Origin of the sequence: Hyalangium minutum (genome assembly GCF_000737315.1) — a bacterium.
GTDB classification, from domain to species: domain Bacteria; phylum Myxococcota; class Myxococcia; order Myxococcales; family Myxococcaceae; genus Hyalangium; species Hyalangium minutum.
In genome coordinates this window covers 384,006-406,536 of sequence record NZ_JMCB01000004.1, presented here as the reverse complement: position 1 = coordinate 406,536, position 22,531 = coordinate 384,006, and the positions used below count along the sequence as shown (strand labels likewise).

Below are 22,531 nucleotides of genomic sequence, written 5' to 3'. Positions count from 1 at the left end.
GTTTGTGAGGGGACTCAGCGCTTCCGGCGGCCGGGCTTGAACTTGCCGCCGGACTTGGGCGGCTTGCCTCCGCCGTGGGCGTTCTTCCGCTTTCCCGCGGGTGCGGCCCGGCTCGTCTTCTTGCCGCCGGGCACGTCCTTGTGCGTGGGCCGCAGATCACGGGACTCTGGCTTAGAATGCTCCAACCGGCGCCCGGGCGGTTCCGCCTGGAGGCGCTCTCCCGGCTTGCGACCGCTCCGGGCCGCGAGCGCGCGCAAGCGATCCACCGGAGGCGGTGCCAACGGTGGCGCATCCGCCATGAAGGCCGCGAGCGGATCTCCCTCGGGAATGGGATGCGGCTCCGGGCGCCAGGACGTCTCCGGCCGCTCGTCCCGGGCTTCGGGCTCTTCCCTCACCTGCGGGCGGACGACGAAGCGCCGGCGCGGCGTGCCTTCCACCTGCTCCGGTGCCTCGGCTCTCGGAGAGGGCCTGCGAGACTCCGCATCTCTCTCGGTACTCCCATGGGCCGCCCAGCGCTTGCGGTCGGCCTTGCTCGGCGCCACTTCCTCGCGCTGGCCCTCGCGAACGAAGCGCCGGCGCCGCTCCTCGGCTTGGGGAGCTTCCTGCGAGATGTCCTGTCCGCGCCCACGCCGGGCTGCGGCGCCCCGCTCGACAACGCCGAACGCAGGCTCCGCCTCCTCGAAGCGAGGCGTGGGCCGCCACCCTGCCCGCCCTGGACGCATGGGCCGCTCGCTGCGGCTCACGGGCCTGCCCTCGATCTCCAATGGCTCGAAGTCCATCTGCCGCCGCTCGGGGCTCACCGAGGCCAGCCGCACGCGGCACTTCTGCCCCACGCGCACGCGCCGCCCGTCCGGGAACACCAGCGCGTGCAGCGTCTTGTCCAGCTTGCCGCCGAACCCGAGCGACTCGGTCTTGACCAGCCCCTCCACGTGCTCGGTGTCCAGCTCCACGAAGCAGCCGAACTCGGTGAGGCCGGACACGGTGGCGTCGAATTCCTCGCCCACCCGGTCCTGCATCATCAATGTGGCGTAGAAGGAGACGACCTCGCGCTCCACCTGCATGGCAGCGCGCTCGCGCTCGGAGCTCTGCACGGCCATGTCCTCCAGCTGGGCCTCTTCGCGCTCCAGCGCGGCCTGGGAGCGCTTCTTGCCCTTCCGCACCCAGTGCGCCTTGAGCAGCCGGTGCACCAGCAGGTCTGGGTAGCGGCGGATGGGCGAGGTGAAGTGCAGGTAGTGCTCCGCCGCCAAGCCGTAGTGCCCCACCCGCGAGGCCGAGTACACCGCCTGCATCATCGACCGCAGCAGCAACTGGTTCAGCGCGCGCTGCTCGGGGTGGCCCTCGAGCTGGCTGATGAAGGCATCCAGTTCCTTGGAGGAGATGCCGTCCTCGAAGCGCATCTTGAAGCCGTACGCCTGGGCCAGCGCGGCGAAGGCGGTCAGCTTCTGCTCGTCCGGCTCGCCGTGGAAGCGGTAGACGGTGGGCAGACCCTCGTCCTGGAAGAACTTCGCCACCGCCTCGTTGGCGGCCAGCATGCACTCCTCGATGAGGCGGTGGCTCTCCTTGCGCTCGCGCTTCTCCATGCGCTCGGGGAGGCCGTCCTCGCCCATGACCACCTTGTGCTCGGGCAAGTCGAAGTCGATGGCGCCCCGCTCCTTGCGCATGGCTCGCAGCGCGCGGGACACGGCCAGCAGCCGCTCGAAGAGCGGGCGCAGGGCATTGCGGTGGGGCACGTCCTTGCCGTCCAGGACGTCCTGCACCTCGTTGTACGTGCAGCGGGCCACGCTGCGCATGACGCCCGGGTACAGCTCAGAGGAGCGCAGTTGGGCACGGGCGTCGAACACCATGTCCGCCACCATGCACAGCCGGTCCTCCTCGGGCCTCAGCGAGCAGATGCCGTTGCTCAGGCGCTCCGGGAGCATGGGCAGCACGCGATCCGGCAGGTACACCGAGGTGGCCCGGCGCAATGCCTCGACATCGAGCGGCTGGCCCTCGCGCACGTAGTGCGTCACATCCGCGATGGCCACCACCAATCGCCAGCCAGTCCCATAAGGCTCGGCGTACACCGCGTCGTCGAAGTCCCGCGCGTCCTCGCCATCGATGGTGATCAACGGCATCGTGCGCAGATCCCGCCGCTCCTCGCCGCGCCCCTCGTCCTCGGAGACCGCGGGCCCCACGCGGTCCGCCTCGTCCATCACCTCGGGCGGGAACTCGTCGCTGAAGCCCTGGCCGTAGGCGATGGAGAGCACCTCCACGCTCGGATCCCCGGGCCGGCCCAATGAGCCCGCCACCTCGCCAAAGAGGCCCTCGCCCGGCCCGAGCATCCGGCTGCCCACGCCCAGGCGGACCTTCACCAGGTCTCCATCCCGGGCCATCTGGGTGTTCGGGACGCGGATGGGGCCCTGCATGCTGGAGTCGCTCGGCTCCACGACGGCGTGCCGCCCGCCCAGCTCGCGGTACGTGCCCACCACCAGCTCGCGGCGGCGCTGCACCACCCGCACCAGGTGGCCTTCCAGCCGCCCCGGCCGCCCGCCCACCTCCACCACCACCCGATCGTTGTCGAGCGCCCGTGCGGCCTCGGCCGGGGGAAGGAAGACGTTCTCGCCGTCACCGCTCAGCGGGTGGACGAAGCCATAGCCATCCCTGTGGACATGGAGGATGCCCTCCAGCTGGACGCTCTCGGGCCGGGTGGGGATGGGGCCCTTACGCCCCTTGCGGCGGGAAGGTTCGGCCTCCCCATCGGAGGAGCGGCCGCCCGGGACCGGCTCGAGGAGGAAGCGCTTGCCCTCCTTGATGATACCGCCCTGGCGAACCAGCTCGCGCAGGATGCGCTTGAGCCAGGTTTGATGTCCGGGGTGCAGCCCCGCCAGCCTCAGGAGTTCCTTGACCCCCAGGGGGTGGTCGGCGTCGGCGAGGATTTGCTTCAGTTGCTCAGGAGTAGGATTCACACACAGTCCATGCGGGCCTGCCCGCTACGTCAACGGGTAGGCCTTGGCGCGCTGGACGAGAACCCCCGAAGCGGCCAGGGCTGCTCCCTGGCCTGCTCTGGGTCCGAGCCAGCCCCTCAGGGCTTGACCGTGACGGTGATCTTGAACGAGCGCTCGACGGCGCCCGGAGTAAAGGCCTTGGCGAGGAAGAACTCGAGCTCCGAGGTGCCAGGGTTGCGCGGCGTGAAGAAGAACTCGCGCGTTCCCGCGTTGCCCTCGCCCGGCTCGAACCGTGCCTCGCGCAGGCCTACGCGCTTGGCGGCAGTGGGCTCGATGGCCCACGTGAAGCCGGGTTGCTCCTGCAGCCGGACGGTGAGGCCGTGGTTCAGCCTGACATCCACCGACGTGGGCACCTCGCCCTCCACGTGGACGATCTCCATGTCCTCGCGCGAGACGCGGGCCTCGGTGGGACGGGGCTCGAAGTTCTCGACCACCACTTTGCCGCCCCAGCCGGAGGACTTCTCCACCACGCCGGTGAGGAACAGCTGCTGGCCCACGTACTTGCGCATCCCCTTGGTGCCCTTGCCCTCGAGGATGAAGGACACCTGCTGCCGGGTACCACCGTTGGAGACCACGAGCACGAAGTCCTCGCCCGTCATCTCCAGGCTGCCGCGCAGCGACGCAAAGCCCTTGATGCCCGCGCCCATGCCGGCGTTGGTCACCATGGACGTCTCGCCCGGGGACAGGTAGCGCAGCTTGGCCTCGGTCTCCACCGGAGCCGAAGGCGCCTCGGCCTCGGGCTTCTTCGCCGAGTACTTCCGCACGTCCACCGTGCCGCCGTAGTTCGTCGTCTTGCGGATCAGCCCGCTCACGGAGACCTTGTGGTCCATGTACGCAGGGAGCACTTCCTGATCCGGGCCCTGCAGCAGGAAGGTCAGCTCGCGCTTGTCCCGGCCCACCACCACCAGGTACGGCATGCCGTCCGTCACGGCGAGCCGGCCCTTGAGGCTGCCCTCGCCGTACACGCCGCGGCCCTCGCCCGCGGACAGCAGCTGCTCCATCTCGCGCTTGGTCAACGAGCTGCCCACGGGAGGAAGCTTGGTGGCGCGGGGACGGGGCTTCTCTAGGGGCGGAGCCGCCGGAGCCGCCGCCGCCGCCTTGCCCTTGCCCGTGGCGCCCTTGGCCGCCTTGGGGGTCTCGGCCTTCTCAGCCTTCTCAGCCTTCTCGGCCTTCTCAGCCTTGGGAGCGGCCTCCGCCTTGGCAGTCTTTGCCTTGGCCTCCGTCTTGGGCTCGGCCTTCGCCTCAGACTTGGGCTCGGCCTTCGCCTCAGACTTGGCCTCCGCGGACTTGGGCGTGGCTCCCTTGGGCGCCTTGGACGCAGCCTTCGCCGGAGCCTTCCCCTTCGCCACTTCCGCCACCTTCTCCTTCACGGCCTTGGCCACCTTCGTCGCCGCTTTCGCCACCCGCTCGCTCGCGTTCTTCAACAGCTCCAGCCGCGCCGCCTTGTCCTTCTTGGCAGCGGGCGTCGCCTTCTTGGCCCCAGACTTGGGCTTGGCCATCGACGCTGTCTCCTTAGGAATAACCCGAGTTATTCCAACGGGTTGGCGGATCTCTCCACATGGGGAGCGTGTCACGCGATCTCGTTCGCTTGTAACGATGATCAGCTGGACTGTCAAACAAACTCTTGAAATTCCTAGAGACTTCGATCTCAGTGCTTCCGCATGAGCGCTGGATCCGAGTTGCTACCGGTCGAGGACGCGCGAGCCCGAGCGCTCGCCCTGGCCACCCCTCTTCCCCCAGAGTGGGTACGTCTGGAGGAGGCCCTCGGGCGGGCGCTGGGCGCGGAGCTCATTGCGCAGCGGACGCTGCCGCCGTGGGACAACTCGGCCATGGACGGTTACGCGGTGCGCAGTGCCGACCTCACCGGCCCCCTGCCCGTCCGGCTCGCTGTAGGAGAGACAATCCACGCGGGGAGTACGCCTCGCATCGAGGTGCGCCCCGGCACCTGCGCCCGGATCATGACGGGCGCGCCGCTGCCTCCGGGGGCGGACGCGGTGGTGATGCAGGAGCGCACCCAGCCCGTCCAAAGCCCCGAGGGTCCCTCCGTGGAGATCCTCGAGGCCGTGTCGGCGAGCAACTTCGTCCGTCCTCGAGGCGAGGACGCCCGAGCCGGAACTCCCCTGCTGACCCAGGGTACGCCGCTGGGCATCCCGGAGCTGGGACTGATCATCGCCCAGGGAATGATGACGGTGCCCGTGCCCCGCCGCCCCCGGGTGGCCATCCTCTCCACGGGCGACGAGCTGTGCCGGGCCGACGAGGCTCCCGAGGGCCGGATCGTCGACACCAATGCTCCCTCGCTGGCGCTGGCGGTGATGCGGGCCGGGGGCCTGCCGACGCTGCTGGGCATCGCCCGGGACACCCAGGAGGAGGTGTCCGCACGGCTGGCGGACGCCCAGAGCTTCGACGTGGTGATCAGCAGCGCGGGCGTCTCCGTGGGCGAGAAGGACTTCGTGAAGGCCGCCCTCCAGGAGCAGGGGGTGGAGCTGAACTTCTGGCGCGTGGCCATCAAGCCCGGCAAGCCGCTGGTCGTGGGCCGGCGCGGCGGCACCCTCTACTTCGGACTGCCCGGTAACCCGACCTCCTCGCTGGTCACCTTCGAGCTGTTCGTCCGCCCGGTGCTCCGGCGCCTGCAGGGGCACGTGGACGTGGAGCCGCCGCGGGTGCCCGGCCGGCTCGATGGCGAGCTGCGCAAGGCTCCTGGGCTGGCACACTACATCCGTGTAGCGGCGTCATGGCGGGACGGCGAGCTGTGGGCCCGGCCGCTCGCCACCCAGACGTCCGGAGCCTTGCGCTCGGCCGCTTCGGCGACCCACCTGCTACACTTCCCGCAGGAGTCCAACAGCCTGGCTCATGGAGTGAATGTGGCCCTCTTGCCTGTTTCGTGGACGGCCTGAGGAACGTCAGGGTTTCTGCAACATCGATCCCCTGAGACCAGGCAGGGCTAGCTTGACTTGAGACCCCTTTGACCTCGAAAAGGGGTTTCCCTCATGGGAGAACAGTTCACCATGTCCGACACGCGTCCACCTCAAGTCCTCCCCTCGCGAAAGCCGCTCCAGAACCTGGAGCGGTACTCCGAGGCGGACATCCCGACAGAGCGGGGGGAGATGAAGACGGTGGTCTTCCGCGACCGGCGTAACGGGCGGGAGCACGTCGCGCTGGTCGTCGGGCAGGTGGCCGGCAAGGAAGGCGTCCCCGTCCGGGTTCACTCCGAGTGCCTGACCTCCGAAGTTTTCGGCAGCCTCAAGTGCGACTGCCGCCAGCAGCTGGACCGGGCCCTGGACTTCGTCACCCAGGCGGGGGTGGGGGTCGTCCTGTACCTGCGTCAGGAGGGCCGGGGGATCGGCCTGGGCAACAAGATCAAGGCCTACGCGCTCCAGGCCAAGGGGTACGACACCTACGAGGCCAATCGGCAATTGGGTTTCGCGGACGATCTTCGCAGCTATGATATTGCAGCGGAGATGCTCCGGTCCCTGGATGTGCGGTCCGTGGACCTGATCACGAACAATCCGTTGAAGATCGCGGGGCTGGTGGAGGAAGGCATTCCTGTACGGCGTCGAATCCCTTCCCGGACCGAGCACAATCCGCATAACGTCGGATACCTGAAGACCAAGCGCGAGCGCACGGGGCACCTGATTGAGCTCTTCGCCGAGGAAGAAGACAGCGAAGCAAAAGCCGGCTGAGGACAAGCCGCTGCGGAAGTTCCGTGCGCGCGAGTCTGCGCACCGGCTTCAGGCTGCGTTGAAGGGGTCCAAGAGCACAGCGGCCAAGACGCACTTCCACGTCCGGTTCTGGGGCGTGCGAGGTTCCATTCCAGCTCCAGGCCCGCAGACGCGGAAGTACGGCGGCAACACGCCGTGCGTGGAGATGCAGGTCGGCGACTCACTGCTGATCTTCGATCTGGGCACGGGCGTGCGGCCGCTGGGCGATAGCCTGCTCGCGAAGGGCACGCCGGTAGAGGCGTCCGTGTTCCTGTCGCACTACCACTACGATCACCTGCAGGGCCTGCCGTTCTTCACGCCCATCTTCGTGCCGCAGAACACCTTCACGTTCTACGGTGCCGCGCGCAATGGGCAGTCGGTGAAGGAGATCCTGTCGGGGCAGATGACGCAGCCGTACTTCCCGGTGACGGCCGAGGGCGTGTTCAAGGCGAAGCTGAGCTATCACGACATCCAGTCGGGCGAGGCGCTGAAGGTGGGCCCGGCGAACATCACCACGGTGGAGCTGTACCACCCGGGCGGCAACCTGGGCTACCGCGTGGAGTGCGAGGGCCGCACGGTGGTGTACGCCACGGACATCGAGCACGGCCGGGACGAGGAGCGCTTCTTCGAGTTCGCCAAGGGCACGGACCTGCTCATCTACGACTCGATGTACACCGAGGACGAGTACTGTGGGCGCCACGGGTCGCCGCGCACGGGCTGGGGCCACTCCACGTGGCAGGCCGCGATCCGCGCCGCGGACGCGTGCCAGGCGAAGACGCTGGTGCTCTTCCACCATGATCCCACGCGCGATGACGCGGCGATGGACAAGCTGCTGCGCCAGGTGCGCAAGCACCGCCCCGAGGCCATCGCGGCCCGGGAGGACATGACGCTGAAGCTCTAGTCAGCGCTCGATGGAAGCGAGCGCCCGCTTCACGCCCTCGCGCAGCCCCTTGAACGGCAGGCGCTGCAGCGCGGCGGAAGGCTCCAGCCACTCGTGGGCGTCGTGCTCGGGCCCGAGCTTCACCTCCTGGCCCTCCGGGAGCCACGCGGCGAAGGCCGTCTCCTCCACCAGCTTCGGAGGCAGCAGCTCGCCCAGCGCGAACGCATGGCGGTAGTTCAGCGGACGCACCGGCAGGCTCAGGCCCGCCTCCTCCGCCAGCTCGCGGGCAGCGGCCTGCTCGGGGGTTTCGCCCGGCTCCACGCGGCCGGTGATCGTCTGCCAGAAGCCTCCGCGCTCGGCGGTGCGGCGCACCACGAGCACGCGCGCCTGAGGCCCCTGCCCTCGCACCACGGCGATGCTCACCGTGCGCATGGAGACTTCTCCGGTGCGGCGCTCGCTCTCGAAGACGGTGGTGAAGTGGCGGGCCAGCGTCTCCTCCACGTCCGGCACGGAGACGATGTGGCCCAGCTCCTTCTGCATGGAGGTGACGCCCGCCTCGCGGATGCCGCACGGGACGATGAGCTGGAAGTGCGGCAGGTGCGTGTTCACGTTCAGCGCGAACCCGTGCGTCGTGAGCCAGCGGGAGATGTGGATGCCAATGGCGGCGATCTTCCGGGCGTCCGGAGCGCCCTCCCTGCCGATCCACACGCCGGGCCACTTGGGGATGGTGCCCGTGGTGAGCCCGTACTCGGCCAGCGTCTGGATGATGCAGGACTCCACGTCGCGCACGTAGCGGCGCACGTCCTGGCGGTGCTGGGGCAGCAGGAAGATGGGGTAGCCCACCACTTGCCCGGGACCGTGGTAGGTGACGTCGCCGCCGCGGTTGGTCTCGAAGATCTCCACGCCCTCGGTGGCCAGCCGCTCGTCGGAGGCGACGATGTTCTCCCGCTTCGCGCCGCGCCCGAGCGTCAGGACAGGCGGGTGCTCCAGCAACAGCAGCGCGTCGCCGACAAGCTCCTGCTTCCGCGCATCCGTGAAGCGCTGCATGAGCGCGAGGCCGTCTTCGTACTCCACGCGGCCGAGCCTGTAGACCGTGAGCGTGCTCACTTCGTCCCCTTCCGCCGTCCGCGCCCGGCCGACCTGGCCTTGGGCTTCGGTGCTGACTTCTTCTTCTTCTGGGCTGCCGTCCCCTTCCCTGCCGTCACGAGGCTCCACGAGCCCTCGGGCACCCGCGCCAGCAGGGCGAGCAGCTCATGCCCGGCGCGAGGCGAGACCGCGGCCTCCGAGGCGATCGCGGCCAGGAGGTCGTCCGACAGGGCCAGCAGCGGAGCCCTCGGCCCCAGCAACTGCCGGGCGATCTCCATGAACTCCTCCCGGGTGGGAACCTGGAGCGGGATCGCCAGCTGGATCTGCTCGAGCAACGACACCGAAACCGAGTTGAGCACGCCCTCGCTCAATGCGCGGGTGCTGAGCACTGGGAGGCTTCCCTCCGCTCCTTGAAGCAGGAGCTTCGGCGCACCGAGGGAGCCTCTCGCGCTCATCAGCACCGTCCGCTCCGGATGCCGCGCCAGAAAGGAGCTGAGCCGCTCCTGCGCCTCGGGCGAGAGCCGATCCACATTCTCCACGAGCACCACCGGGCCTCCGGCGCCCTGCTCCAGCGTCTCGAGCGTCATGAGCGTCCCGCGTTCCTGGCGCTCCAGTTGCCGGAACCAGGCGGACTTGCCCGTCCCCACGGGTCCGACCACCAACACCCGCCGCGCGCCCACCTGAAGCGCCCGCTCTAACAGCTCACGGGCCTCCTGTTGGCCCACGAGCCCGGCCACCTCCGCTTGCGTCTCCTTCCGGCGCGAAGGCCGAGCACGCCCGGGTGCCGCCTCCTCCAGGCCGAGCAACCCGCTGGACTCGCCCACGCACGTGGCGCAGATGAAGGAGCCCGTGGGCCCCGCGACCAGCTCGCCTACCTCCGCCCGAGGGCGGCAGCAGAACGAGCACCACGCATCGATCGCGGGATCCGCCCGGGTGGGGCCTCGCTCGATCAGGGCTCGCTCCTCGGAGCGGGCCTCATTCCTCGCCGGAGGTTCTTCATGGGCCGAGGGCGAGACCTGCTCCTCGTAAGCGCGGAAATCACCAGGGGACAGCCTGTACCCTTGTGGGGCTTCCTCGGAGGCGGCCGTGGGGGAGATGACCTCTGCGACCAGCGCCGTCATGTCCTGCGCGACGAGGGCCTTCACTTCCAGCCCCACGTCCGCCGGGCGGGCCCGGAGGTGAACGTGGCCTTCGTGGGTGGCATTGGCCTGGGGCTCGGGCTCCTCGACGGGACGCATCTCAAGCCCGCCGGAGGTGCCCTCTTCCTCCTCGACCGACCACTCGCGCGGCGCCCGCTCCTCTTGGTCCTGGAGGTGCTTGCGGGCCCACTCGAACGCCCGGCGGCTCGCTTCCTGGATATCCACGGGCTGGAGACCGCCTCCTGGCGGCGCCTCCACCTGCCAGCGCGCCCCCTCCTCCTGGGAAGGGCCGCCCTCCTCCGAGCCGGAGGCCTGGCGCAGGGCCTCCTCGATGAGCCGCTGGCGCTCGGTCAGCTCGTCCGGGGCCGGCCTCAACTCCAGCACGACCGCCCCTTCCGAGGCCTCGGACTCTTCCCCCGGCAAGGTCTGCTGGAGCGAGGGCACCGCGAGCCCCTCAACCCTGCGCAGCTCCGCGGCCACGTCCTCCCGGGACGGGTCCAGGGATTGAGCATGGCGCAGGAGCTGGATGGCCCGGGCGGGGTTGCCCGCACGCCGGTAGAGCGCAGACGCCCGGCGCAGCTCGGCGATGGCGCCCGGCTTGTCTCCCCTCAGCTCCGCGGCCTGGGCGGCACGGATGTGTTCTCGAGGATTGGACATGGGAGCAGCGTAACCTCCTCCCGGCCCGACCGCTCAACCGGAAACGCCGCGCCTAGGCCATGGCCAGGAACAGCATGTCCGGCTGCTCGAGGTACTTGATGACCTCGTACACGAACTCGGCCGCCACGGAGCCGTCGATGACGCGGTGATCGCACGACAGCGAGAGGTTCATCATCTCGCGCACGACGATCTGGTCGTTCTTGTCCACCACGGGGCGCTTGCGCAGCTTGTGCACGCCGAGGATGCCCACCTCGGGGTGGTTGATGATCGGCGTGGCGAACAGGCCACCGCTCTGCCCGAGCGACGTGATGGTGAAGGTGCCGCCCGTCAGCTCCTCCATCTTCAGCTTGCGCTCGCGGGCCGCCGTCCCCAGCCGGGAGATCTCCTGCGCCAGCTCGCGCAGCGTGAGCCGGTCCGCGTTGCGCACCACCGCCACGGTGAGCCCGTCCGGCGTCTGCGCCGCGATGCCGATGTTGTACTCGCCCCGGACGACCAGCTCCTGCGTGGTCTCGTCGAAGTTGGCGTTGAGGTGCGGGTACTTCTTCAGCGCGGCGATCACCGCCTTCACGATGAACGGGAGGAAGGTGAGCTTGATGTCCTCGCCCGCGCTCTTCAGCTGCGAGTTGAGGCGCTTGCGCAGCGCCACGAGATCGCTCCCATCCACCTCCTCCACGAAGGCGAAGTGCGGCATCGTGAACTTCGACCGCACCATCTTCTCCGCGATCTTCTTGCGGAGGCCGCGCAGCGGGACGCGCTCGTCCCCACGGCCCGAGGCCACCGGAGCCGCCGAGGGACGCACCTGCACAGCGGGAGCCTGGGAGACCACGTTGGACGTCGTCCGGCCTTCCAGGGCCGCCACGACATCCGCCTTCGTCACACGGCCCTGCGAACCGGAGCCCGCGATCTCCGCGAGGTTCAGCCCGTGCTCGCGCGCCATGCGCCGGGTGAGCGGCGTGGCCAGCACCTTGGACGACGCACCCGCCCCATTCGAAGCCGCCGCCGGAGCCGCCGCAGCCGCTGCCACAGGCTGAGCCGCCGGAGGGCCCTCGGCCTGAGCGGGGGCGGCGCCCTCCACGTCGAGCGTGATGAGGAGCTGGTGAACCTTGGCCATCTCGCCCTCCTTGCCGTGCGTCTTCACGACGCGGCCGGCCTTCGGGCTGGGCACGGTGACGGTGGCCTTGTCGGTCATCACCTCGGCGATCGTCTGGTCCTCCTTGACCGAGTCGCCTTCCTTCACGTGCCACTTGACGAGCTCGCCCTCCATCACGCCTTCGCCGAGATCGGGGAGCTTGAATTCAAAGAGAGCCATGGGGGTCGTGGGTCCGTCTTTCGTGAGGCGGGGTGAAGAGGGCTAGCCGATGCGCTCCAGGCGCTCGCGCTCCATCAGGCCCTTCATGAAGAACTCGGCGGCGCGGTAGCTGGACCGGACCAGCGGGCCGCTGGCCACGTAGAGGAAGCCGTAGGACTCGGCCAGCTTCTTGTACTCCTCGAACTGCGCCGGCGTGACGAAGCGCTCCACGCGCAGGTGGTACTGCGAGGGCTGCAGGTACTGGCCCAGCGTCAGCACGTCCACGCCCGCCTCGCGCAGATCCTTGAAGGTCTGCTCCAGCTCGGCGTCCGTCTCGCCCAGGCCCACCATCACCGAGCTCTTGGTGTAGAGGCCCTCGGGGCGCTTCTTCAGGTACTCGAGCACGCGCAGCGACTGGCGGTACCCGGCGCGCCGGTCGCGCACCGTGGGCGTGAGGCGCTCCACCGTCTCCACGTTGTGGGCCACCACGTGCGGGCGGGCCTCGGCCACCGTGGTCAGGTCCTTCTCCACGCCCTTGAAGTCGGGGATGAGCACCTCGACGATCGTCTTCGGTGACTCGCGGCGCAGCTCGCGGATGGCCGAGGCGAAGTGGCTGGCGCCGCCGTCCGGCCGGTCATCGCGGTTCACGGACGTCACGACGATGTACTCGAGCGCCATCTCCTTGACGGCCTGGGCCAGGTGGATGGGCTCCATCGGGTCCAGCGGCGGAGGCGCGCCCACCTTCACGTGGCAGAAGCGGCAGGCGCGGGTGCACACCTCGCCCATCAGCATCACCGTGGCGGTGCCACCGCCCCAGCACTCGGCGATGTTCGGGCAGCGGGCCTCTTCGCAGACGGTGGAGAGCTTGGTGCGGCGAACGATGGCCTTCACCCGTTCGTAGCCCTCTCCGTGGGGCAAGCGCACCTTCAACCACTCGGGTTTACGAGTGCTCTCGGGGACCTGGGGAAGAGGAAACCGATCGGGAGTCGCCATGGGTCGCGGGCCTTCTAGGGTGGGGTCAAAAGCAGGGTCAAGCGTGAAGCCACTAACGCGGGGCGTCACCTGTGACAACGGCTTCTGGATCGTCCTGTTTTGCTTAACGGCCGGGCTCACCGGCGGCACTGCTGCACCCTGAGGCCATGTCCAGCTTGTCCCGCATGGGGCGCATCCACCTGGGCACCAGCGGCTATGTGTACAAGCACTGGAAGGGGATCTTCTACCCACCCAAGCTGCCTGCCAAGCAGTGGCTCCCCTACTACGCCCGCGTGTTCTCCACCGTGGAGCTGAACAACACCTTCTACTGCCTGCCCACCCCGGAGGCCGTGGACGCGTGGCGCGAGCAAACGCCTGAGGGCTTCCTCTTCGCGTGCAAGGGCAGCCGCTTCCTGACGCACATGAAGCGGCTGACGGATGTGGGGCTGGGGCTGGAGCGCTTCTTCGAGCCCATCTCACGCCTGGGCTCCAAGCTGGGGCCGGTGCTCTGGCAGCTGCCGCCGCAGATGAAGCACCCGGACCCGGAACGGCTGGACCGGTTCCTCTGCCACCTGCCCCACGACGTGCACCACGCCTTCGAGTTCCGCGACGCGGCCTGGTACCACCCGGAGGTGCTGGAGGTGCTGGACGCGTGGGGCGCGGCCGTCTGTGAGCACGATCTGTGCCCGGTGCCTCCACCGTTCGTCACGGGAGGCTGGCGCTACCTGCGCTTCCACGGCACGTCGTCCAAGTACTCGGGGCTCTACGGCCGCAAGGCGCTGCACACCGTGGCGCAGGATCTCGCCGGCTGGCGGCGCGAGGGCTTCACCGCCTGGGTCTACTTCAACAACGACTTACAGGGGCACGCGCTGCTGGATGCGTTCGAGCTCGCCGATCTGCTCGGCGAGCCCATCCACCTGCCAGCAGCGCAGCCGGGATCCGATCAGATGTGGATCGGGTGACCCAGCGCCGCCTCGGCGCCTTCCTTGACGATCTCGGAGAGCGTCGGGTGCGCGTGCATCGTGTGCGCGAGCTCCTCGGTGGTGATCTCCAGGCGCAGCGCCACGCAGGCCTCCGCGAGCAGCTCCGTGGCGTGCGGGCCCACCAGGTGGATGCCCAGCACCTCGTCGTACTTCTTGTCGGAGACCACCTTGATCATGCCGGCCGCCTCGTTGGAGATGGAGGCCTTGGTGATGGCGCTGAACGGGAAGATGCCCGTCTTCACGTCGTAGCCGCGCTCCTTGGCCTTCTTCTCCGTGAGGCCCACCGAGGCCACCTCGGGGTAGCAGTACGTGGCCGACGGCACCAAGTCATAGTTGATGGGCTGCGGATTCTTCCCAGCGATGTGCTCCACCGCGAGGACGCACTCGGCGCTGGCCACGTGCGCCAGCATGGCCGTGGGGACCACGTCGCCAATGGCGTACACGTTGGCCTCCGTGGTCCGCATCATTTGGTCCACCTTGATGAAGCCCCGGTCCGCCTGGATGTTCGTCTGCTTCAGGCCGATGTCCTCGGTCACCGGCGAGCGGCCCACCGCGGACAGCAGCAGCTCGGCCTCGATCGTCTTGGTCTCGCTGCCCACCGTCATCGTCACCTTCACGCCCGTGGCGGTGTGCTCCACCTTCTCCACCTTGGCGCCGGTGTGCAGATCGATCTTCCGCTTCTTGAAGTGCTTCTCCAGCTCCTTCGAGGCGTCGATGTCCTCGATGGGCAGCAGGTTCGGCATGTACTCCACGATGGCGACCTGGCTGCCCACGTGGTTGAACACGGAGGCGAACTCGCAGCCCACCGCGCCCGCGCCGATGACGATCAGGCTCTTGGGGATGCGGTCAATGAGCAGGATGGAGTCACTGTTCAGCACCCGCTTGTGGTCCACCTGCACGTTGGGCAGGGACTTGGGCACCGAGCCGGTGGCGATGATGATGTTCTTGGTGTCCAGCGTCTGCTTGGCGCCGTCCTCGCCCGTCACCTCCACCTTGCCCTTGCCGGCAATGCGGCCGTGGCCCTTGAACACGGAGATCTTGTTCTTCTTCATCAGGAAGTCGATGCCGTTGGCACCCTTCGTGACGACGTCCTGCTTGTGCTTCTGGGCGTTGGCCCAGTTGATGGTGGGGCTGGCCACATCGATGCCGAACTTGGAGGCCTCGTGGATGTGGTGGAACAGCTCCGCCGTCCAGAGCAGGGACTTGGTGGGGATGCAGCCGCGGTGGAGGCAGGTGCCGCCCAGCCGCTTGTCCTTCTCGATGATGGCCGTCTTCAGGCCCAGCTGGGCAGCCCGGATGGCCCCCACGTAACCGCCCGGTCCAGAACCGATGATCACCACATCGAACGTCTCAGCCACGAACGCCTCCGTTCAGGTAGAACCCCGCGGGGGCTGATAACCCCCGCTCACGGTGGGAATCAAGGAGTTTGCATTTGCGCCGCTTTCCTCTCCGAACCCTTCTGCTCATGCTGCTGGCGCTCGCGGCCTTCGTGCGCCTGTGGATCATCTCCCACAAGCCCCGGGAATCGGAGCCCAGGAAGGCCCCTGCCGCCTCGGCGCCAGGCATGCAGGTGGATGTGGCCTCCCCCTCCGAGGGCTCGAAAACGCCCTCCCCTGGCGCGACGCAGGGGTGCAAGGCGCTCGAGCGGGCGCTGGACGGCGTCGTGCGCAACCCGGCGGACAGCGGCGCGCTCGCCGGGGCCCGGCGCTCGCTGGACACCTGCGCCCAGCCTCCGGCCCGGGCCTGCGAGCTGGGCTCGGCGCTGGATGCCCGGGCTCCGCTGACGCCCCAGCCTACTCCGGGGCGAGAGCTGCTCCAGGCCTTGTGCCAGAAGTGCCCAGCCGAGGCCAACACCTGTGCCGCCCTCGTCGTCCGGTCGCTGCAGGGGGGACAGCCCGGCCGCAAGCTGGAGCCTTCGGAGGTGCGCTGGAATCTGGAGAACGCGGGCCCTGGCATCGAGGCCGCGTGCACGGCTCTGGCCGTCACCGCGCTCGTGCCTGCGGCGACGACGGGTGGCAAGGTGGCGCCGGAGCATCCGCCCCTCGTCACCGAGCTTGCGCCCGTTTGCGCCAAGGCTGGGTACCTGCCTGCATGGCTGGTGAATGCCGTGGTGCTTCAGCGAGGGACGACCGCAGGCAACCTCCGCTCCCTGGCGACGCCTGCGGCCGTGGTCGCGCCTCAGGATGGCGGGACGCCTCGGGATGCGGGGAGCACTCCTCTTGAGAGGTTTCCGCTCGTGGCGCCCAAGGAAGTCACGGGCGCGGAGGCTGGGCGCCACGCGTTCGATGGGAAGGAGCGGAGCGGAGTGGACCTGGGCAACGGTGTCACCCCGCGCTGGGAGGCGGATGGAGCGTTGCGCGCGCAGTTCGACCCGCCGCTGAAGGAGTTGAACCTGGTGCGCATCCTGGCGAAGGGCCCAGGGTCGCTGCGAGCCATCGTCCGGACGCCGCCGGGGCTGGGGCTGAAAGACCCGGAGCGGGGCACGTTCTTCGTGAACCCTACGGTGTGCCACTTCAAGGGCACGGGCCAGTGGGAGACCTGCACGGTGCCGGAGCCTCTGCTGAATGTGGAGGCGCTCAGCGTCTTCCCCGAGGTGCCGAGGATCTCCTTCTACGAGTTGGAGGCCCGAGGCACGCCATAACGGGGTGAGAGGCACCCCAGCCATGAACGGGCGCCCGTTGCTTTCCGCAAGGGGCTCGCGTCTGCTGCGTCCGCACGGGCCTGGGGACATCCCAGGCTCCTGTCCTCATCGCCGGAGCCTCCATGCGAAACCCGCAGCCCGACGCGTCCATGAAGCCCCGACTGGCCTCATTGCGAGACAGTCTGGCCACCGGTCTCATCGAGCGCGCGACACCCATCAGGCTTGCTTTGCTTGCAGCGCTGGCTGGGGAGCACCTCCTGCTGGTGGGCCCTCCGGGAACGGCCAAGAGCGAGCTGGCACGAAGGTTGAAACTCGCGTTCCAGGATGCGCCGCTCTTCGAGCGGCTGCTGACGCGCTTCACGGTGCCTGAGGAGCTGTTCGGGCCCTTGTCGATCAAAGCGCTCGAGGAAGACCGCTACCACCGGCAGACCGGGGGGTACCTTCCGTCCGCGGCCTTCGCCTTCCTGGACGAGATCTTCAAAGCCAACAGCGCCATCCTCAACTCGCTGCTGACCCTGCTCAATGAGCGCGAGTTCGACAATGGCACGGAGCGCGTCCGCACGCCCCTCATCTGCGTCGTCGGAGCGAGCAACGAGCTGCCGGACGGCGAGGAGCTGCACGCCCTCTATGACCGCTTCCTGCTGCGCTGCCGGGTTCCGCCCGTCTCCGCCGAGGGGTTCGACGCCTTGCTGGACCTTCGCGGCACCCAGCCCATCCAGCCGAAGCAGGAGCTGCTCCTCACACGGGCCGAACTCGAGGAGTTCCGCGCGGCAGCCTCCACGGTCGTTGTCCCTCCAGAAGTGAAGGCGCTCCTCAAGGCCCTGCGCGCATTCCTCGAAGGGCAGCAGATCGCGGTGTCCGACCGGCGGTGGCGAAAGATCGTCTACCTGCTCCAGGTCTCCGCGCTGAGCCACGGCCGAACAGAGGTGTCTGTCTGGGACGCGTGGCTACTCCAGCACTGCACCTGGGAGCTGCCTGAACAGCGTGAGGCGATCTTCGACTGGTACCAAGCGCGCCTGGGAACGGCGTCCGCAGCGGAGCCTGAACGCTTCACCAAGCTGGTGGGCGCCCTCGAGAAGCAGCTGGAACTCGAGAAACAGTCCCGCTCGCAAGCCAGAGACGAGCAGGGCCAGCTGCTCTTCTCTGACGAGAAAGGCAAGCCGGTCTTGCAGCAGAAGGGCCACCGGCGCAAGACCAACTCGGACAAGCAAGCCCTCTTCCTGGCTCCCGCGGACAGACACACGGACCGGACCATGGGCGGTAAGGGCATGACGCGGGAGGAAATCACGTCCTCCATCCGAGACCAGTACGGCTACTACAGCAGCAGTTCCCAAAGGGCCGAGAGCTACCTCGCCGACGAGAACAACTTCTACTTCGAGCCCTACAGCCTCCTTCCCATGATGGAGCCCACCCGCTACTCCCCAGTCCACATCGATGGCCGCGTCCGGCAGGTGGATGAACTCTCCGAAGAGCTCACGCAGTACCGCCGCGGGGTGGAGGCTCAAATCAAATCGGTGACGGCGATCGTGGAGGACCACCTGTGGATTGCTCCCGGGTTCTCCAAGCCCGCGCGTGCCAACCTGGAGCAGCGGCAAGAGCACGCGAACCGGCTTGTCGAGCGGCTGAAGAACCTGCGCTCAGGGTTCCTCGCACTCCCTCGGAGTTCCGCTTGAGCCCCCAGGAGGGCTTCGACGCGGGAGCGCTGGAACAACGGTACTCGCTGCTCGACCGGCTGCCCGAAGCCCTCTTCCACGCCGCCGCCACCCATCTCCACGGCACATTGGAGCAGCGTGTTCAGGGACTTCTCCAATGGCACGATGCCCTCATGGCCGGTGGGCTCCCTCCCCTGGAGGGACTCAAGTGGCCCGACCGGCCCACCGCGGAGCTCCTCCACCAAGAGCTCACGTCGCTCCGGCTGCCCCACTTCTGCCGGGGCGAGAAGGCCCTGGTCGAAGCCTTGCTGCTCGACGTGCTCGAGGCGGCATCCACGGGTGCCCTCCGGCGCGCCGAGTGGGAGGCACTTCAGTTCGCACAGTTGCAGGAGCAGGAGCGCGCCCGCCGCAAGAAGGCGTCCCCCCAGGCTCCCGCCGCGCAACCCCCTCCTCGCGGAACGCGGCAGGGCGGTGCGCAACATGGCGCCACTGCTTCCTCCTCCTCCTCTGGCGCCTCCGGACAAGGCTCCGGTCCAGCGGGGCCGCCAGCGGCCGCGGCGGAACCCAAGCCGGTTGAGGAGGTGTTGGACAAGAAGACCCTCGCGGACCTCAAGGCCGAGGCCGCACGGCTCGCCGACCAACAGCTCCAGGAAGCCATCCGCCAGAGGCTCCGCACAGCATGGGAGGAACGCGTCCGGCTCTGGGCCGAAATGGAAGATGTGTTTGGGGAGCTCGCCATGCTCCTGGGCCGTGGCTGGGATCTGGCGCGAGGGCTGCTTCGCTCTCAAGGATGGATGGAGGTGGTCCGGCTGCGAAGACTGCTGGAGCAGCTCCCCCAATTGAAGGAGCTCATCCAGGTGCTCGGCCGCATGCGGACCTCCCTGGATCCCAAGGTGCCTCCCGTCATGGAGACGATCATCGGCCCGGTCCAGAGAGTGATCGAGGAGCGCCGGGAGGTGCGCAGTCCGCTGGCCCGCTCCGAGACTCGAGGCCTGGAGCGCTCGGGGGATGTGCAGCGCATGCTCCCAGTGGAGGCCGCCTTGCTCGGCCATCCTACGTTGAGGTTGCTCTGGCATGCCCGCCGCTCCGAGCGGACCCTGCTGACCTATCGGGTCGAAGGGACGGACCTGGAGCGCGTCCAGATGGAGACCGAGGCCGGAGAGGCGCACCAGCGCCCTCGGCCCGCCGAGACCCGAGGCCCCATTCTCGTCTGCCTCGATACCTCGGGCTCCATGAAGGGCACTCCCGAGCTCGTGGCCAAGGCGCTCGTCCTGGAGGCCACGCGCGTCGGCTTCAACGAGAAACGCCCCTGCTACCTATACGCATTTAGTGGCCCAGGGGATGTGGCAGAGCACGAGCTGTCCCTGACTGAGCAGGGGCTGGCGCGGCTGATGGCCTTCCTAACCCAGAGCTTCTCTGGAGGCACCGATGTCACGGCCCCCCTGTCCAGGGCAGTGGCCAGGCTCGACGCCGAGGGGTGGGGACGGGCGGATCTCCTGCTCGTCAGCGATGGGGAGTTCGAAGTCCCCGCAGAGACACGGGACTTGCTCACCCGTGCCTCCGCACGCAAGGGCCTGCGATCTCACGGCGTGCTCATTGGCTCGGGCCCAGGAGCGGCCATGGCCTCCATCTGCTCGCCGCTGCACCGCTTCACCGATTGGCAGGCATTCCTGGACGCCTCGATCAAGCTTCCCCCAGCCCACACTCCGCCCGCAGCCCCCACTTCGCGAAAGAAGCGCAGATGAGCTGGAAGCCCGAGGGACCTCGTGAGGCCCCTCGGGGATAGACGGTGAAGAAGGGGCCCGGGGCTCAGGGCGCGCGCTGCGTTCCCGAGGCGTAGCCTCCGAAGCGGGTCACCGGGCTCCACTCCGGAAGCACCAGAGGCAGCGCGGGCGACAGCGCGGCGTACTCCCCCGCCCCGTACACGGGCTTGCCGTCCACCACGGTGAGCACTGACTCGATGCCGCGGATGCGCTCCTCGGGCACCGAGAGGTAGTCCTCCGAGAGGATGGCGAAGTCCGCGAGCTGGCCCGGCGCCAGCCGTCCCTTCTCCTTCTCCTCACCCGAGAACCACGCACTGCCCACCGTGTAGAGCTCCAGCGCTTGCTGGCGGCTGAGCCGCTTCTCCGGCGGCGTGAGCACCAACCCGCCCTCGGTCCGGCCCGTGGTCATCCACGAGAGCGCCACCCAGGGGTTGTACGTGTCCACCCGTGTGGCGTCCGTTCCCGCTCCCACCGGCACTCCCAGCTCCAGCATCTTGCGCACCGGCGGGGCCTCCTCCGCGGCCTTCGCTCCGTAGCGGCGCACGAAGTATTCGCCTTGCATCGTCATTCGGCTCTGGATGGCCACCCCGCCTCCCAGCGCTTTCACCCGCGCCAGCGTCTCGGGCGTGAGCGTCTCTCCGTGGTCGATCGCCCACCGCAGCCCGTCAAATGGCGTCTCCCGGTTCACCGCCTCGAACACGTCCAGGAAGCGGCGGATGGACTCGTCATACGTGCCGTGGATGCGGAACGGCCAGCGGTTCTTCACCAGCAGCGAAATGATGGGCTTCAGCTCCGCCTCCATCCCGGGCTTCAGCTCCGGACGCTCCTCCAGGAAGTTCTCGAAGTCCGCCGCCGCCCACACCAGGTTCTCTCCGCCTCCGGCCATCAGGTAGCCATTGGGGCGCAGCAGCCCCTTGGCCGTCCCCGGCTTCGTCATCCCCACCCAGCGCTGGTAGTCCGCCAGTTCCTGCCCCCGCTTCTGCGCGAAGAGGTAATAGGAGATGCGCAGCGTCAGCTCGCCCTTGTCCGCCACCTCCTCGATGACGCTGTAGTCGTCCGGGAAGTTCTGCCCGCCTCCGCCTGCGTCGATGGCGCTGGTCAGGCCGAACCGGTTGTACTCGCGCAAGAAGTGGCGCGTGGAGTTGAGCTGCTCCTCGCGCGTCAGCTTCGGCGCTCGCGCCAGCGTGGAATAGAGGATGAGCGCGTCCGGCTTCGCCAGCAGCAGCCCCGTAGGGCGGCCGTCCGCGCCGCGCTGAATCTCTCCGCCCGGAGGGTTCGGCGTCTTCGCGTCCCACCCGAGCGCCGCCACGGCCGCCTGGTTCACGAAGGCCTGGTTGTAGAGGTTGAGGATGAAGGCCGGCGTGTCTCCCGTCGCCGCGTTGATTTCCTCCAGCGTGGGCATGCGCCGCTCCTCGAACTGGAACTCCGTCCAGCCGCCCACCACCCGCACCCACTGGCCCTTCGGCGTCCGCGCCGCCTGCTCGCGCAGCATCTCCAGCGCGCGCTTCAGGCTCCGCACCCCGTCCCAGCGCAGCTCCAGCGTGTAGTTGAGTCCACCGCGGATGACGTGGTTGTGGCTGTCGTTGAGCCCCGGAATCACCCGCCGCCCTCCCGCATCGACCCTCCGCGTGGAGGGCCCCGCCAGCGCCTTGATCTGGGCATCGTCTCCTACGGCGAGGATGCGCCCTTCCTTCACCGCCAGCGCGCTCACCTCCGGGTGGGCCGCGTCCAGCGTCGTCACCTTGCCGTTCGTGATGATGAGCTCCGCCGTCTCTCCCGCCGCAGGCCGGACCTCTCGTGCGGCGCACGCCATCACTCCGAGGCAGATGAGCCCTGACACCATCCCCCGCAGGGGCTTGTGGTTCTTCAACATGGAAAGTCCTCCGAAAAACACGGGCGGCGCGCGCCGGGAGTGCTCCCTTCGCGCGCCGCCCTTCAGGTGCTACCAGAATTACTTGGTGACCTCGCTGGTCTTGCCCTCGCTGGCGCCAAACATGCCCTTGGCGTAGCGGATGCCCGTGCCATACGCGCCGCCGTGCTCCATGGCGATTCCGGTGGTGGCCGCGTACGTCTCGCCGCGCGCCCAGTCGCGCTGGTACTCGAGCAGCACCTGCATCCAGGTCACCGGCTGCGCACCCGCCTGGATCATCCGCGCCACCGCCATGTCGTGCGCCTCCTTGCTCGTGCCACCCGAGGCGTCCGTCACGATGTAGACCTCATAGCCCTCGTCCAGCGCGCTCAGCACCGGCATCACCAGGCAGACCTCAGTCCACAGCGCCGCGATCACCAGCTTCTTGCGGTTGGTCTTCTTCACCGCGTCGTAGAAGGCCTTGTCCTCCCACGCGTTCATCGACGTGCGGTCGATGGGCTTCTGGTCCGGGAACACCGCCTGGACCTCCGGGAAGATGGGGCCACTGAAGCTCTTCTCCGCCACCGTGGTCAGGAGGGTGGGCACCTTGAAGGCCTTGGCCGCCTTGGCCAGGCCCACCGTGTTGTTCACCAAGGACTGGCGGTCGATGCTGGAGACCGCGAACGACATCTGCGGCTGGTGATCGATGAGGATCAGCGCGGAGTTCTGCGGCGTCAGCAGCTTGGCGCTGGGCTTGGGGCCGCCCTGCTTCGCTTGCGCGAGCGCGACCGTCGACATCAGCGTCAGAGCCAGGACCAAGGCACTACGTGGGGCATGAGACATGGTGGTTCCTCCCGCGGCGCGAAGCCGCTCTCGTTCGGGTCTTCATCCCGAGCCAGCGGGTCTCGCCGCTCGGGACACCAACCCTTAAAGCAAGGT

The 22,531-nt window shown here is 68.5% G+C and carries 16 protein-coding genes; 7 read left to right on the top strand and 9 right to left on the bottom strand.

The window, feature by feature from the left end:
* Positions 1 to 14 precede the first annotated feature (14 nt).
* Positions 15 to 2,945 (bottom strand): ribonuclease R, encoded by a 2,931-nt coding sequence (gene rnr / locus DB31_RS13035; protein ID WP_044186936.1) that lies wholly within the window; start codon positions 2,943 to 2,945, stop codon positions 15 to 17.
* A gap of 116 nt (positions 2,946 to 3,061) precedes the next feature.
* Positions 3,062 to 4,483 (bottom strand): protease inhibitor I42 family protein, encoded by a 1,422-nt coding sequence (locus DB31_RS13030; RefSeq protein WP_044186933.1) that lies wholly within the window; start codon positions 4,481 to 4,483, stop codon positions 3,062 to 3,064.
* A 162-nt stretch (positions 4,484 to 4,645) separates the two neighbouring features.
* On the opposite strand from DB31_RS13030, the gene DB31_RS13025 reads away from it, so the two are divergent.
* The 3 genes from DB31_RS13025 to DB31_RS13015 all read left to right on the top strand — a co-directional run bounded on the left by DB31_RS13025 (position 4,646) and on the right by DB31_RS13015 (position 7,583).
* On the top strand, positions 4,646 to 5,878 hold the full coding sequence (locus tag DB31_RS13025) for a molybdopterin molybdotransferase MoeA (RefSeq protein WP_044186931.1): 1,233 nt from the start codon (positions 4,646 to 4,648) through the stop codon (positions 5,876 to 5,878).
* 111 nt (positions 5,879 to 5,989) lie between these two features.
* On the top strand, positions 5,990 to 6,664 hold the full coding sequence (ribA, locus tag DB31_RS13020; RefSeq protein ID WP_044187286.1) for a GTP cyclohydrolase II: 675 nt from the start codon (positions 5,990 to 5,992) through the stop codon (positions 6,662 to 6,664).
* A gap of 58 nt (positions 6,665 to 6,722) precedes the next feature.
* Positions 6,723 to 7,583 (top strand): MBL fold metallo-hydrolase, encoded by an 861-nt coding sequence (locus DB31_RS13015; RefSeq protein WP_044186929.1) that lies wholly within the window; start codon positions 6,723 to 6,725, stop codon positions 7,581 to 7,583.
* On the opposite strand, the gene lipB is transcribed toward DB31_RS13015, so the two are convergent.
* Genes lipB through lipA form a run of 4 tightly spaced genes read right to left on the bottom strand, consistent with a single transcriptional unit; the run spans position 7,584 to position 12,725 of the window.
* Positions 7,584 to 8,669 carry a lipoyl(octanoyl) transferase LipB gene (lipB, locus tag DB31_RS13010; RefSeq protein WP_044186925.1) on the bottom strand — a complete coding sequence of 362 codons (1,086 nt, stop codon included), beginning with the start codon at positions 8,667 to 8,669 and terminating at the stop codon, positions 7,584 to 7,586. It lies immediately after the preceding gene.
* Positions 8,666 to 10,444 carry a ClpX C4-type zinc finger protein gene (locus DB31_RS51230; protein ID WP_052419921.1) on the bottom strand — a complete coding sequence of 593 codons (1,779 nt, stop codon included), beginning with the start codon at positions 10,442 to 10,444 and terminating at the stop codon, positions 8,666 to 8,668. Before DB31_RS51230 ends, lipB begins: the two co-directional genes overlap by 4 nt.
* Positions 10,445 to 10,496: 52 nt before the next feature.
* Entirely contained in the window at positions 10,497 to 11,753 is a 1,257-nt protein-coding gene (locus tag DB31_RS13000) for a dihydrolipoamide acetyltransferase family protein (protein WP_044186922.1), read from the bottom strand.
* A gap of 42 nt (positions 11,754 to 11,795) precedes the next feature.
* Entirely contained in the window at positions 11,796 to 12,725 is a 930-nt protein-coding gene (gene lipA / locus DB31_RS12995; RefSeq protein ID WP_044186920.1) for a lipoyl synthase, read from the bottom strand.
* 146 nt (positions 12,726 to 12,871) lie between these two features.
* Here lipA and DB31_RS12990 point away from each other — a divergent pair, with 146 nt between their 5' ends.
* Entirely contained in the window at positions 12,872 to 13,666 is a 795-nt protein-coding gene (locus tag DB31_RS12990) for a DUF72 domain-containing protein (protein ID WP_240486669.1), read from the top strand.
* Here DB31_RS12990 and lpdA read toward each other — a convergent pair.
* Positions 13,648 to 15,045, bottom strand: coding sequence for a dihydrolipoyl dehydrogenase (lpdA, locus tag DB31_RS12985; protein WP_044186917.1), 1,398 nt, complete (start codon positions 15,043 to 15,045; stop codon positions 13,648 to 13,650). The two genes, DB31_RS12990 and lpdA, sit on opposite strands and share 19 nt — an antisense overlap.
* A 74-nt stretch (positions 15,046 to 15,119) precedes the next feature.
* On the opposite strand from lpdA, the gene DB31_RS12980 reads away from it, so the two are divergent.
* The 3 genes from DB31_RS12980 to DB31_RS44750 all read left to right on the top strand — a co-directional run bounded on the left by DB31_RS12980 (position 15,120) and on the right by DB31_RS44750 (position 19,725).
* Positions 15,120 to 16,328 (top strand): hypothetical protein, encoded by a 1,209-nt coding sequence (locus tag DB31_RS12980; RefSeq protein ID WP_240486668.1) that lies wholly within the window; start codon positions 15,120 to 15,122, stop codon positions 16,326 to 16,328.
* Between the two features lie 122 nt (positions 16,329 to 16,450).
* Positions 16,451 to 18,001, top strand: coding sequence for an AAA family ATPase (locus tag DB31_RS12975; protein ID WP_044186912.1), 1,551 nt, complete (start codon positions 16,451 to 16,453; stop codon positions 17,999 to 18,001).
* Positions 17,998 to 19,725 (top strand): VWA domain-containing protein, encoded by a 1,728-nt coding sequence (locus DB31_RS44750; protein WP_052419920.1) that lies wholly within the window; start codon positions 17,998 to 18,000, stop codon positions 19,723 to 19,725. Before DB31_RS12975 ends, DB31_RS44750 begins: the two co-directional genes overlap by 4 nt.
* Positions 19,726 to 19,789: 64 nt before the next feature.
* Here DB31_RS44750 and DB31_RS12965 read toward each other — a convergent pair whose 3' ends face one another.
* Positions 19,790 to 21,616, bottom strand: coding sequence for an amidohydrolase (locus DB31_RS12965; RefSeq protein WP_052419919.1), 1,827 nt, complete (start codon positions 21,614 to 21,616; stop codon positions 19,790 to 19,792).
* Between the two features lie 78 nt (positions 21,617 to 21,694).
* A complete protein-coding gene (locus DB31_RS12960) occupies positions 21,695 to 22,390 on the bottom strand; it encodes a hydrolase (protein WP_044187274.1) in 696 nt (231 codons plus the stop codon).
* Between the last annotated feature and the right edge of the window lie 141 nt (positions 22,391 to 22,531).